The following is a 12,917-nucleotide window of genomic DNA, read 5'->3' on the forward strand; positions in this document are numbered from 1 at the left end:
ATCGTCAGTCCTTCCCGCCAAGCTCACGCTCGGCGTGTCAGACCAAGATCAGATCCACCGTTGTTCTGACAGTCCCCTTGACCACAGAAATCGTGCGTTGGTACCCGCCGTCGGAGCTCAAGACACTCCTAAACCGTAACAGCGTCGGCCCAGACCACCGTTAATCAACGAGGCCGAAGCCGCTTGGAGCTCGTGTCGGCACCCATCGGTCGCAAGTCGCTGGACCGAAACAGCGGTCACGACAAGGTGGACATCGCAAGCAGTTTGGAGCAGCCGCTGTGTGGGACTAAAGGCCGCGGTTGTAGCCCTTTCGGGGGACACATGTGTGTAGACATAGAGCTTCTGTAACGCTCACTGAGTCGCAGATCGCTTAGCCAAGGCCCGGGCACGAGCCCAGCCGGAACTATCAGCCGTTGGCTGGCTACGGCTATCTTTCGGGCTTGCGGAGATGGCGCGGAGAGAAAGTTGATGCGACTTACGTCGCCAAATCAGTTGTACGCTGTACTCCCCGCAACAGGATGTGTCGTGCTGATGATCTTGGCGATGCAGTGATCCCGGTCGAATCCTTGACTCCGACACCACGCCAACGCACCTGCGGAGTCGCCGAACGTAATGCCGGCTACGGTCACCCAGAAGTCCGGCGCGGAGAACGTCGACCAGTCACCCGACCAGAGCAACCGCGCGTCGGGGTACCGCTGCCTGAGCTGTAGGTGCTCCTGCAGCGTCATCGCGTTGTCCCACACGACGCCGTTGTCCACGACACCCGGGCGCTTCGAGCTGAGCTGGGGGACCCAGCGGTCGACAAGGTGCTCGCTGACGAAAGAGCGGTCATCACTGGCGATTTGCCGCAGCTGCTGGAAAGGATCCTGGGGAGCAGACGCCGTTGTCGTCGGCGCCCGAACCGTGTGCGTCACTGAAGGAGGCTCCGTTACGCCTGTGGTAACAGGTTCGGTGTAGGGGACAAGCGACGACGTCGAGGGCTCGGAGTTGGTGGAGTCCCGGTGAGCAAGCAGGCCGATGATGACACCGACGCCGCATACCAGTGCCACCACGACCGCGATGGCGGCCCCTACTAGAAATTGTCGTGTGGCTCCTCGCTTGGAGCCACCCACAGGTGTCGGATCCGTTGTTGGATAAGGGTATTGCGGGTTGAACGGCGGATAGCTGGGCGGCCCACTCGGGTATTGGGGTGCGGGTTGCGGCGCTGCCGGAGCCGACACGGCGGGACTAGCCGAGAGCGCACGCTTTGCGGCAAGTCCCAGAGCTCCGGCACTGGGGTAGCGGTCGGCGGGATTCTTGGCCATGCCGCGAGCGATCACTTCGTCAAAAGCCGTCGGCACTCGCGGGTTCACCGCGCTGGGCCGCGGAGGCGGTGAGTTGACGTGGGCGCCGATGGCCTGCGCCGCGCTGTGAGTGGGAAACGGTTTGTCGCCCGTGAGCGCTTGGTAGAGGACGCATGCCAGCGAGTAGACGTCGACTGCCGCAGTGGCATTGTCGTCGCCGAATCGTTCCGGGGCCATGTAGTCGAAGGTGCCCACCTGATAGCCCGCCAGGGTCAGATGCGTGTCACCGCTGGCTTCGGCGATGCCAAAGTCCACCAGGTACGCGAATTCGCTGGGGGTGACCAAAATGTTTTGCGGTTTTACGTCGCGATGGATCAGTCCTTCGGCGTGAGCGGCGTCCAACGCCGACGCGATCTGCCGAATGATGTCTGTGGCACCCTCCGGATCCAGGGGGCCTTTCTTAAGCATGTCGTGCAGTGTCTGACCATGGACCAATCGCATGTCGATGTACAGGATGCCGTTGATCTGTCCCCAGTCATGGATTGGAATGACATGCGGTTCTTGCAGGATTGCCGCAGCACGGGACTCGCGCATAAATCGCGCACGGAAGATCTCGTCTTGCGCGTACTGGTCCGCGAGCAGTTTCAAGGCGACGACCCTGCCCTTAACAGTGTCGTAGGCCTCATAGACCTCGCCCATGCCGCCTCGTCCGAGCAGCCGCCTGATGGCGTACTTGCCGAATGTCTGGCCCACCCGCGACGTCACTCTTACCTTCCCTTTCGTGGCTGCGGTCAGTATCGGCTGACTACACGCCGTTACGCAGCGGTTTACCCAGGAAAATTTGTATTTATGCCGCGCTCGAGAATGGATCCGTCAAAGGCGCCCGGTGATTCAAGGCGGTCAAAACCGCGTCGGCAAGGAGCGGCGCTGGCCGTCTACCGGTACTGAGCCACGCGGCTACTACGCAACCGCCATCATGTACGCCAGGTCGTTGATCGCCGGATATGTCGTCGCGTAGTACGACGGCGGCAGCGCGCCGAAGTCGACCAGCGCGTCGATGACGCCCTGCTGCGCCCCGAGGACCAGCTGCCCGCCGATGGTAAATGGATTGAAATTCGGCGGGGGAGACGGCGCGTACGTGGGCTGGTCGATGAGGATGTTGTAGGGCGGGGGAACCATCCGCAGCAAATCGTCCACGGGGCTGAAGCCCGGCCACAGCTGCGCTTGGGTGGGGATATTGGCGTAGCCGTTGGGGTTGTAGCCCAGGTTAACCAGCACCCGGAGATCGGGCTGCAGCAGGTCGGCCAGCGGCGTGCCGAACACGGGGATATAGCGCAGCGGCTCGACCAGCGGCAGGTTTTGTTGCGGAATCATGTAGTAGTGCGTCATCCCGCCGTTGGCGTAGTAACCCGGCGACGTCGCCAACGGCACCGCGCCGGCCAGCTGGTCGGGCGTCAGGAACGCATACGTGGGATGTGCAAAGGCGGCGCCGGCGATGGTGTTGAGGTCGGCCACGATGTTGAGCGGGTACTGCGGGAAGTTGGCCAGGCCGTCGTACTGCAGGGTGTAAATGGTTGTCGGGTACGGGGTGTCGGGCGGGGTCGGGCCCGCGGTCGAGATGTCCAGAATCGGAATGTGCACATTGAACCGCGAGAACAGGCCGCCGTTGGGCGTGTCCCCGTTGCCGATCAGCATGAACGACAGGTCGCTGGGGCTCGGCCGCGCGAAGGCGGGCAGGGCATCCAGCGCCCGCATCTCCAGGGTCGCGATCACCGCGCTCTGCGAATAGCCGAACACCAGCATCGGGTTGCCGGGCGGGTTGTTCATGATGGCGTTGTTCAGGATCATCTGCCCCTGGAACACCGACTGGTCCAGCGTCAGCGAGCCGAAGAACGGCGCGACCTGCTCGGGCGTGTACAGGCCGAACGGGTTGAACCCGGCGTACAGCGGGTTGGACTGGATGAACAGGTTGTTGATGGCGGCGACGTAGCCGGGCGTGGGCCCCGGGTTGAACGTCCCGCCCATGATCAGCGCGGTCGCGGCCGCGCTGGTGGGCGCGTTCGCGGCGCCGACGGCCCGCTGCAGCAGGGACGCGCCGGCGGCCTCGGCGCCCGCGTACGACGCCGCGCCGGCCCGAAGCGCCTGAACAAATGCCTCCTGATACGCCGCCGCCTGCGCGCCGAGCGCCTGAAACCGCTGACCGTGCGACGAGAACACAGCCGCGATGGCCGCCGACACCTCGTCCTCGGCCGCGGCCAGAACGCCGGTCGTCGGCGCCGCCGCGGCCGCGTGGGCCACGTTCAGACTCGAGCCGATGCCGGCCACCTCCGTGGCCGCCGTCGCCAGCGCCTCGGAAACCACGCTCACGAACGACATCTCAGGCCTCCTCACCCCTGCATGAGCATGTCCTTCCAGGACGTCGCCCTGGAGGAACGCGCCAGGTCACCCTGCCGAACCAGCCGCCCGTCGGGCGTGACGTACTTGCCGGTCGCCGGGTCGTAGTGGGCGGTGGCGACCGACGGCGCCACGCCGGAACCGTTGCCCCCGAACGCGCTTGGCGCCGTTGGTGGCTGGTTGAGCGAACCCGGCGCCGGCGGCCCCGGCGGTGTTCCGGCGGGCGCCGCACCCGGCGGCAGCGGCGTCCCGTCGACCGGGCCGAAGATCCGCTCGGGAACGGTGACCCGGTCATCGGGCGGGACCCCCTGCGAGAGCAAGTTCGGATCCAGCGGGTACGGCCCCAGCACGTGCTGGCGCTGCGCCAGCGGCTCGTACGGCTCGTCGCTGTTGCAGATTTCGACTGTGGGAGCGCGCTTTCCGGGATGCCCCATGCACGGATTGTTGCGGACACCGCGCACGGCGATGGGGGAGTCCTGCGGAAGCTTGCAATACAAATTGTCGGGGGTGTCGCGCTCCGACGTGTCGGCCGGCGAACGCCACTCCGACGGCGGCAAAAACCCCACCGTGCACGCCGGCGGGTCGGCGATCGTCAGCGTGAAACCGCCCACGGCCAGGCCGGTCGGGTTGTTGATGACCCCGTAGGAGCTGTACGCCGCCACGCTCGGCGGCAGCAGCACCAGCAGCTGCTCCAGCGACGGGTGATACGTCACGCCGATCTGCCCGATGGTGGTCAGGTTGGCCAGCAACACCGGCAGGGTGGGCTTCACCTGGGTCAGCAGCCGCGAAACCTCCTGCGCGAAGCCGGGTCCGGTCTGCAGCAGCTTGCGGATCTGCGGGTCGTCGGCCACCAGCTGGCCGGTGACCCCGGCGAGGCTGCGCGCCCAGCGCCGGGTGGCCTCGGTGGTCTGGGCCTGCGCGTCCAGGAACGGGACCGCGTCGTTCACCAAGGCATTGGTGTGGTCGGCGGTCTCGCGGGCGTCGTGCGAGAGCCGGCCCGACGAGTCGACCAGCGACTGAAAGTCGAAGCCCGCCCCGTTGAACGCCTTGAACGACTCGTCGAGCAGTTGGGAGAGCCGGTCTTTGGGGATGCTGCCGACCAACGCGCTGAGCCGATCCAGCATCGGCCCCACCGGCTGCGGGATGCTGGTGTCGCGCGCGTCGATCACCGACCCGTCGCGCAGATACGGCGGCGACTCCGAGCGCGGCACCAGATCCACGTACTGCTCGCCCACCGCCGACATGCTGCGCACCGCGGCGTGCACGTCGGCCGGGATCTTCGGCGACGTGTCGATCGACAGCGTGGCTTCCGCGCCCGTTGCGGTGGGGCCCACCGCGGTCACCTTGCCGACCTGCACGCCGCGGTAGGTGACGTTGCCGAACCGGTACAGCCCCCCGGTGTCCGGCAGCTCCAATTTCACCGTGACCCGGCCGATCCCGAGCAGCGTCGGCACCTGCATGTACACGAAGAACATGGCCGCCATGCCGATCACCGACGCGATCGCGAACACGGTCAGCTGGATGCGCACGAATCGGGTCAGCATCAGCCGCCGCCGTCCACGGGCGCGATGGCGCTCAGGTCGGGGGCCACCACGGCCGGCGCGGCGGCCGGCGCCGGCGCCGGGGCGGGGCCGGCTGGCGCGGGCGGATTCACGCCCACCCCCAACGGGTCCAGGGTGTGGCCGAGGTACCACGGATCCCCGGGCGCGGGCACCAGCGGCGCGTCGGGATCCCCCCAGCGGGTGCCGGCCAGCAGCGTCCGCTTCAACCGGGGCACGGTCATGTCGACGACGGCGAACACGTTGAAGTAGTCGCCGCGGATGGCCCGGTCGACGAAGTTCTGGGTGAACGGGAACGTCGGGATGTAGCCCAGCAGGATGGGCAGCTCGGGCCCCACGTCGGCCAGCGCCCGGATCGTCGGCTCGAGGTTCTGCAGGTCCTTCACCAGGTCGGCCTGCGCGTCGTTGACGAGCCGGGTCGCGGTGTCGGAGAACACGTGCAGCTTCTCCAGCGCGGCGGTGAGGCGCGGGCGCTCGCGGATCAACACGTCGATCGCGGGCGGGATCTTGCGCAGCGCATCGGCGATCACCTCGTGCTGCGACGCGAACGTGCCGGCCAGCCGGTCCAGCGCGTCGATGGAGGCGACGATCCGGTCCCGCTGATCATCGAGCACCCCGACGAAATCGTCGAGCCGCGACAGCAATTCGCGAACGTCGTTCTCGCGCCCCGACAGCGCCGCGCTGGAGTTGTGGATGATGTCACCGATCTGGCCGAGGCCGCCGGTGTTCAGCAGCACGGACAGCGCCGACAGGGTCTGCTCGGTCGACGGGTACGACGACGAGCGGTCCAGCGGGATGGTGGTCCCGGGCTCGAGGCGGCCCTGCGGCCGCTGGCCCAGCGGGGGATTGAGCTCGACGTGCATCGACCCCAACAGGCTGGTCTGCCCGACGGCGGCCACCGCGTTGGCGGGCACGACGACGTCGGGCTTGACGGAGACCTCGACGTCGGCGTGGTCGCCCTTGACCCGCATCCGGCCGACGCTGCCCACCACGACGTCGGCCATCATCACCGGCGAATTCGATTCCAGCGTGCCGACATTGGCGATCTCGATGTGATAGACGTTGGCGTGCGGGCCGCGGCCCACCGCGCCGGGCAGCGGCAGCGAGTTGACGCCCTGGAACGCGCAGCCCCCGACCGACAGCGCGCACGCGACCACACCCAGCGCCCGGAGCGCGCTCACGGCGGCGGCCCCTGCCCCGGCAGCAGCATGTCGTCCACGGTCCGGGGCGCCGTGTCGGTCAGCCCGGCGTAGGCCGACACCGCGGGCGGGATGTCGGGGGCCTGCGGGCGCGGCCCCTCGCCGCCGGGCGCCAGGCGCGGCTCGGCGTAGATGATCTTCCCGGGCGTGGCGATCTGCTGCAGAATCAGATTCGTCGGGATGGGCAGCTCGTTGAAGTTGGCGGTGCGCAACCCGGGGCCCAGGTACTCGCCGCACAGCTTGCCCGTCTCCGCGGCGGTGACGTTGGCGGCGGCCCCGATCGCGCCGCAGAGGAACTGCGTCGGGTTGGAGAAGTTGTTGATGATGAAGCTGCCCATCGCCCCCGGGGTGTTGGGGTTGTAGATGTTGTAGCCGTTGGCAAAAGCGGTGGGGGCCGCGTGCAGGATGTTCTCCACGTCGAGGCGATGGTCGACCAGCACCTGGGTGACGTCGGCCAGCCGCTGGATCTGCTCGCTGGTCTTGTCCCGCGTCCCGGCGACGAACCGCTGCACCTCGCCGACGGCGACCGACAGGTTCGACAGCGCCGCGTCGAGGTCGGAGCGGCTGTCGTTGATCACGCTGCTCAGCGTCGCCAGCCGGTTTTGGAACTGCACGATCTGCTGGTTGCTGTCGCGCAGCGTGGTGACGAAGTTCTGCAGGTTCTTGATGATGTCGACGATGTTGCCGCTGCCGTGGGCCAGGATCCGGCCGATGCCGGACAGCTGTGCGAGCGTCTGGCGCAGCTTCTCGCCGTTGCCGTCCATCGCGCCCGCGGCGCTGTCGATGAACCGGCTGACCGCCGTCGCCGACATGTCGCCGTTCGGCCCCAGATCCGTTGCCAGCCTGGTCAATTGCTTGGTGACCTCGTCCCATTCGACGGGCACCGCGGTGCGGTCGAGGCCGATGACGGCGCCGTCGCGCATCGTGGGTCCGGTCCTGCGGTAGGCGGGGGTCAGCTGCACGTAGCGCGCGGCGACCAGGTTCTGCGCGACGATGACCGCCTTGGCGTCCGCCGGGATCGGCACGCCGCGGTCGACGCGCAACGTCACCCTGGCGCGGCTGGGCTGCGGCTGCACCGAGCCCACGGTGCCGACCTTCACGCCGGACACCCGGATCTCGTCGCCGGCGTAGATGCCGGTCGCCGACGGGAAATACGCGGTGATGGCCAGCGGGTGAAAGAACGTCTCGCGCACCAGGAACGCGGTGGCGCCGGCGAGCAAAACCACCAGCAGCGCGCCCACCGCCAGGCGACCGCGGCCGCTCACCGCGAGCCCCCCGGGATGCCGTTGTGCGGCCAGGGGAACAGCGCCCGCGGCATGTTCGGGTCACCGCGGCGGAACCCGAAGTAGTAGTCGAAGAACGGCTGGGTCAGCTCGGGCATCGCGAGGTTGGGCACGTAGGCGTTGTAGTAGAAGCCGTTGGCAACGGCCTCGCCCGAGGTGAATTCGTACTTCTTGAGCCCGGGCAGCGCCTTGGCGAGGTTGTCGCGGTTCTTCTCCAGCATCGCGGCCACGGAATTGAGCCGGTCCAGCGTCGGTTCCAGCTCCTTCTCGTTGTCGGCGACCAGCCCGGACAGCTGCTTGCTCACGGCCGACACGTTGGCCAGCAGCTCGCTGATCGCGTCGCGCCGCTTGACCAGCACGTCGAGCAGCACGTTGCCGTCGAGGATCAGCGCGTTGACCTCCTGGCTGCGCGCCGAGAGGATCCCGGTGACGTTGGCGGCGCTCTTGAGCAGCGCGTCCAGCGTTTCCCCGCGGCTGTTGATCGCCCGCGACACCCGGGTCAGGCCCTCGAACGTCGGCCCCAACTGCGGGGCGATCTGGTCGATGGTGGCCGACAGCGCGTTCAGCGATTGGTTGAGGGTGTCGGTGCTCGTGGCGGCGACGTTGGTGGTCAGGTCCGAGACGGCCTCGCTCAGCGAATAGGGCGACGACGTCCTCGACACCGGGATGACGTCCCGAGGGCGCAGGGTGCCGGTTCCGGCCGGCTCCAGGGTCAGCACGCGCGCCCCCAGCAGTGTGCCGGTGCGGATGTGCGCGGTGGTCTGCGACCCCAGCCGCACCTTGGACTTGACCCCGAAGGTGACCAGCGCGTCGCCGTCGCGCAGCGAGACGTCGGAGACGGTGCCGACCTTGACCCCCGACACCAGGACCTTGTTTCCGGTGGCGAGGCCGCCCGCCTCGGAGAACAGCGCCTGGTAGTGGACCGTCGTCGCCCAGGACAGGAGCCGCTCGGGGCTCAGCCCGACGGCGATGACCAGCGCGATGAGCACCGCGCCGATGAAGCCGGCCCGGATTTGGTGGGCGCCACGGTATTTCAGCATCAGGGCTCCGCGCACCTTCCCTCGGTCTGCCGGAACCACGGGTAGACGGCGGTGCGGCCCTGCAGGTCGGTGACGCGGAAGGTCAACCCGCAGATGTAGTAGTTCACGAAGCTGCCGTAGGCGCCGGTGCGCGCGATCTTGCGGTAGTTGCTCGGCGCCCGCTGCAGGGCGTCGTCGAGGAATCCGTTGCCCTTCTCGAGCAGGGGAGCCAACCGGCTGAGCTGGTCGACGGTGCCGGCCAGCGGGGGGCGCGCCGCGCGCAGCAGGTCGGCCATCGACGCCGTGCCGTTGTCGAGCGCGGCGATGGCGTCGCCGATGGGGTCGCGGTCCTGCGACAGGTCGCTGACCAGGCGCTGCAGGCGTTCGATCGCGCCGGAGAACTGATCGCCTTGCCGGGCAAGGGTTTGCACCACCGTGTTGAGGTTGTCGATCAGCCTCTCGACGGCCTCGTTCTTGGCGGCGACGTCGTTGGAAAACGACGACGTCTTGGCCAGCAGCGACTGCAGCGTCTGCCCCTGGCCGTCGAACACCTGCAGCAGCGCGGCGGCCAGGGCGTTGACGTCGCGCGGATTGAGGCCCCGGATAACGGGTTTCAGCCCGCCGAGCAGCAGGTCGAGATCCAGCGACGGCATGGTGCGCTCGACCGGGATGCGCGTCCCCGGGGGCAGCACCCGCGTCGACCCGGGGCCGATGATCAGCTCCAGGTAGCGGTCGCCGACCAGGTTGAGGTAGCGCACGGCGGCCTTGCTGCCGGTGGTGAGCGCCACGTCGTCGTCGGCGTCGAAATCCACCACCACGCTGTTGTTGTCCTGCAGCGACACCGCGCGGACCGTGCCGACCCGAATCCCGGCCACCCGCACCGAATCTCCCGGCTTCAGCTGCGAGGCGTCGACGAAGACCGCGGAATACCTGTGGGTGGGGCCGTTGCGGAACTCACCGAAGACGAAGAACAGGGAGACCGACAGCACCAGCATCACGGCGGCGAAGGTGCCGAACTTGACCAGCGTGCCCGCGATCGGGCGACCCCGCGCGCTCATCCCGGCTGCCCGATCTGCGCGGTGTTGCGCGGCGGCCCGTCGATCGGCCCGAACAGGAACTGCTTGAGCGCGTCGGAGTTCGGCAGGATCCCCTGGGTGCCGTACTGCCAGGGGTTGGCGCCGACGTCGGCGACATCGAACGGCGGAAAGGTGTTGAACGCCACCGGCAGTTCGTGTTCGCACTGGGGCCCGCCGCTGGCGGCGACCTTGGGCAGGTTCTTGGGATACCGGTAGCGCTCGGCGCCCAGCGTGATGCCGCCGAGCACCTCCAGGCCGGGCACCGGGGTGGGGGGCTGGTTGGCCAGCGGCAGCATGCCGCGCAGCGAGCACGTCAGCGCGGGATGGTATGCGTTGGTCAGGTCGGTGGTGGGCACCAGCAGGTGGGTGACGTCGGTGAGCGCCTGGCGGTTGGCGCCCACGACGTCGTTGCCGATGTCGGCCAGCCCGATCGAGCTGATCAGGAACGCATCGAGGTTGCGCTGCTCGTCGACGATGGATTGGCTGACCTTCGTCGTATTGGCCACGGTCGCAACCAGATCGGGCGCCGCGTCGGCGTAGGCGGCCGACACGTCGGCGGTGGCCTCGAGGTCGTGGCTCAGGTTCGGCAGGCTCGCCTCGAACTTGGCGAGAAACGCGTTGAGGTCCTGCAGCGTCTGGCCCAGCTGAGCGCCGCGGCCGTTGAGGGCGGTGGCGATCGCACCCAGCGTCTCGTTGAGCTTGGCGGGGTCGATCTTCGCCAGCACCGAGGTGAGTTGGGCGAAGACCGTGTTGATTTCGACGGTCACCCGCCCCGCGTCCAGCACCTGCCCCGCGCGCAGGCGCTGCGGCGAGGGATCTGCGGGCGGAATCAGCTGGATGAACTTCGCGCCGAAGGCGGTCGTCGCGACGATGTCGACGAGGACGTTGGCCGGGATCAGCCGCAACCGGGACGGATCGAGGGCCAGCCGGATGGCCGCCTGCCCGTTGGGCGTGTCCTCGATGGCCGCGACGGTGCCGACCGGCGCGCCGTGCAGCTTGACCTTGGCGCCGGGGCTCATCATCAGGCCCACCCGATCGGAGAGCACGGTCACCCGCACGGTATCGGTGAAGCCGCCGCGGAACTGCGTCAGCGCCACGGCGACGATCGCAACGGCGACGACGACGGTGACCAGGCCCGCGAGCGGACGTGCGTAGGCGCGCCGATGCGGACCGCGGTAACCGGCGGGCGCCATGGCCGGCGCGCGCTGCTGCGCCGGTCCGGCCCCCAAACTTCCGGTCACCTACGCTCCTTCGCGGCGCAGCTCTTCGGCGCACTACGAGATGCCGTGTGCGACAACAGCTTTGCGCCGCTATTCAAGTCCACCGGCCTGGTGTGATACAAATCTCACAGCAGTGGCGACCAGAACGATACATTCGCCGAGTTCAAAGTACAAGACTGCTCTACGCGAGAGTCTCGTTCTACACTGGCCACTGCCGACACTCCAGCGGAGGAGGGATATGACGGGTATCCGGGTCGCGCGGCGCAGCATCCCGACCGAGGTGGCGCAGCGCTATGCCGACCAGGGATGGTGGACCCCCGACACCCTCGGGGACATGCTGGCCCGCGGCCTCAAGGAGAACCCGCACGCCACGTTTCGGGTCCACTCCGCCCAGCGCCCCTACGCCGGGACGTTCGCCGACGTCGAGCTGGTGGCCCGCCGGCTCGCGGCGGGCCTGCGGGCCCGGGGCGTCGGGCCCGGCGACATCGTCGCCTTCCAGCTGCCCAACTGGATGGAGGCCGCGGCAACCTTTTGGGCGTCAACGTTTCTGGGTGCGGTGATCGTCCCGATCGTCCACTTCTACGGCCCCAAGGAACTGCGTTTCATCCTGACCCACGTCAATCCGCGCGTGTTCATCACCACCGAAAGCTTCGGGCGCATGGCGCATGACCCCGACGTCTGCGCCGGCGTCCCGATCGTCGCGCTGGTGGGACCGGACTTCGACGCGCTGCTGGACGCCGACCCCCTTGACGGCACGCTGGCGGCCGACCCCGCCGACCCGGCGCTGATCGCGTTCACCTCCGGCACCACCAGCGACCCCAAGGGCGTCGTGCACAGCCACCAGACGCTGGGCTTCGAGACCCGCCAGCTGTTGGCCAACTACCCGCCCGACCGCGGCCGGCAACTCACCGCGCTGCCCGTCGGGCACTTCATCGGCATGCTCGGCGCGTTCCTGATCCCGGTAATCGAAGGCGCGCCAATCGATCTGTGCGACGTGTGGGACCCCGACCGGGCGATCGACCTGATGGAGGCCGACGGCGTCTCGCTGGGCGGCGGGCCGCCCTACTTCGTCACCAGCCTGCTCGACCACCCCCGGTTCACCGACGAGCACCTGCGCTACATCAAGCACATCGGCCTCGGCGGGTCCACCGTCCCCGCGGCCGTCACCCGGCGGCTCGCCGACCTCGGCATCCTGGTCACCCGCTCCTACGGCAGCAGCGAACACCCGTCGATCACCGGCTCGCACTACACCGCGCCGGAGGACAAGCGGCTGCTCACCGACGGCAACGCCCGACCCGGCGTCGAGATCAAGCTGGCCGACGACGGCGAAATCCTTTCCCGCGGCCCGGATTTGTTCCTCGGCTACACCGACCCCGCCCTGACCGCCCGGGCGTTCGACGACGACGGCTGGTACCACACCGGCGACATCGGGATCCTCGACGAGGACGGCTACCTGACCATCACCGACCGCAAGTCCGACATCATCATCCGCGGTGGGGAGAACATCAGCGCGCTGGAGGTCGAGGAGGTGCTGCTCGGGCTGCCCGCGGTAGCCGAGGCCGTCGTGGTGGCCGCGCCCGACGCGCGCCTGGGCGAGCACGCCGCCGCCGTGCTGCGCCTCAAGGACGGGTATGAGATGCCGACGCTGGACGAGGTCCGCGAGCACTTCGAGCGGGCCGGGGTGGCCCGGCAGAAATGGCCCGAGAGCCTGCACCGGGTGGACGACTACCCCCGCACCGCCAGCGGCAAGGTCCAGAAATACGTTGTGCGCCAAAATATTAGGGAATCGAGGTAGCGATGCAGAGTCACCCGCTTGCGAGCCGAACGTCACTGCGAAAATCGGGGCGATTTTTCGCAGTGCGGTTCGGCTCGCGGACTGGTGCC

At 68.2% G+C, this 12,917-nt stretch carries 9 protein-coding genes; 1 reads left to right on the forward strand and 8 read right to left on the reverse strand.

Going from position 1 to position 12,917, the window contains the following annotated elements; all coding sequences use genetic code 11:
• Nucleotides 1-488: 488 nt before the first annotated feature.
• The 8 genes from BST11_RS08420 to BST11_RS08455 all read right to left on the reverse strand — a co-directional run bounded on the left by BST11_RS08420 (nucleotide 489) and on the right by BST11_RS08455 (nucleotide 11,006).
• On the reverse strand, nucleotides 489-2,048 hold the full coding sequence (locus BST11_RS08420) for a serine/threonine-protein kinase (protein WP_083137472.1): 1,560 nt from the start codon (nucleotides 2,046-2,048) through the stop codon (nucleotides 489-491).
• Nucleotides 2,049-2,243: 195 nt separating this feature from the next.
• The gene (locus BST11_RS08425; RefSeq protein WP_083137473.1) at nucleotides 2,244-3,659 is read right to left on the reverse strand and encodes a PE family protein; all 1,416 of its coding nucleotides are present in this window, start codon (nucleotides 3,657-3,659) and stop codon (nucleotides 2,244-2,246) included.
• Nucleotides 3,660-3,670: 11 nt separating this feature from the next.
• Nucleotides 3,671-5,221 carry an MCE family protein gene (locus tag BST11_RS08430; RefSeq protein ID WP_083137474.1) on the reverse strand — a complete coding sequence of 517 codons (1,551 nt, stop codon included), beginning with the start codon at nucleotides 5,219-5,221 and terminating at the stop codon, nucleotides 3,671-3,673.
• A complete protein-coding gene (locus tag BST11_RS08435; protein ID WP_083137475.1) occupies nucleotides 5,221-6,417 on the reverse strand; it encodes an MCE family protein in 1,197 nt (398 codons plus the stop codon). Before BST11_RS08435 ends, BST11_RS08430 begins: the two co-directional genes overlap by 1 nt.
• Nucleotides 6,414-7,700: an MCE family protein gene (locus tag BST11_RS08440; RefSeq protein ID WP_083137476.1), complete on the reverse strand. Its 1,287-nt coding sequence runs from the start codon at nucleotides 7,698-7,700 to the stop codon at nucleotides 6,414-6,416. The genes BST11_RS08435 and BST11_RS08440 overlap by 4 nt, the downstream gene beginning before the upstream one ends.
• On the reverse strand, nucleotides 7,697-8,758 hold the full coding sequence (locus BST11_RS08445) for an MCE family protein (protein ID WP_083137568.1): 1,062 nt from the start codon (nucleotides 8,756-8,758) through the stop codon (nucleotides 7,697-7,699). The genes BST11_RS08440 and BST11_RS08445 overlap by 4 nt, the downstream gene beginning before the upstream one ends.
• Nucleotides 8,758-9,795, reverse strand: coding sequence for an MCE family protein (locus BST11_RS08450; RefSeq protein ID WP_083137477.1), 1,038 nt, complete (start codon nucleotides 9,793-9,795; stop codon nucleotides 8,758-8,760). Before BST11_RS08450 ends, BST11_RS08445 begins: the two co-directional genes overlap by 1 nt.
• Nucleotides 9,792-11,006 (reverse strand): MCE family protein, encoded by a 1,215-nt coding sequence (locus BST11_RS08455; protein WP_169834893.1) that lies wholly within the window; start codon nucleotides 11,004-11,006, stop codon nucleotides 9,792-9,794. The genes BST11_RS08450 and BST11_RS08455 overlap by 4 nt, the downstream gene beginning before the upstream one ends.
• A 265-nt stretch (nucleotides 11,007-11,271) precedes the next feature.
• Here BST11_RS08455 and BST11_RS08460 point away from each other — a divergent pair, with 265 nt between their 5' ends.
• Nucleotides 11,272-12,828, forward strand: coding sequence for an AMP-binding protein (locus BST11_RS08460; protein WP_083137479.1), 1,557 nt, complete (start codon nucleotides 11,272-11,274; stop codon nucleotides 12,826-12,828).
• The last annotated feature ends 89 nt before the right edge of the window (nucleotides 12,829-12,917 follow it).

It is taken from the genome of Mycobacterium alsense (assembly GCF_002086635.1).
In the GTDB taxonomy this organism is placed as follows: domain Bacteria; phylum Actinomycetota; class Actinomycetes; order Mycobacteriales; family Mycobacteriaceae; genus Mycobacterium; species Mycobacterium alsense.

Excerpts from the sequence above, each read along its gene's own strand:
- BST11_RS08455 (WP_169834893.1), bottom strand. The coding sequence starts at position 11,006 with ATGGCGCCCGCCGGTTACCGCGGTCCGCATCGGCGCGCCTACGCACGT.
- BST11_RS08445 (WP_083137568.1), bottom strand. The coding sequence starts at position 8,758 with ATGCTGAAATACCGTGGCGCCCACCAAATCCGGGCCGGCTTCATCGGC.
- BST11_RS08460 (WP_083137479.1), top strand. The coding sequence starts at position 11,272 with ATGACGGGTATCCGGGTCGCGCGGCGCAGCATCCCGACCGAGGTGGCG.
- BST11_RS08425 (WP_083137473.1), bottom strand. The coding sequence starts at position 3,659 with ATGTCGTTCGTGAGCGTGGTTTCCGAGGCGCTGGCGACGGCGGCCACG.
- BST11_RS08430 (WP_083137474.1), bottom strand. The coding sequence starts at position 5,221 with ATGCTGACCCGATTCGTGCGCATCCAGCTGACCGTGTTCGCGATCGCG.
- BST11_RS08450 (WP_083137477.1), bottom strand. The coding sequence starts at position 9,795 with ATGAGCGCGCGGGGTCGCCCGATCGCGGGCACGCTGGTCAAGTTCGGC.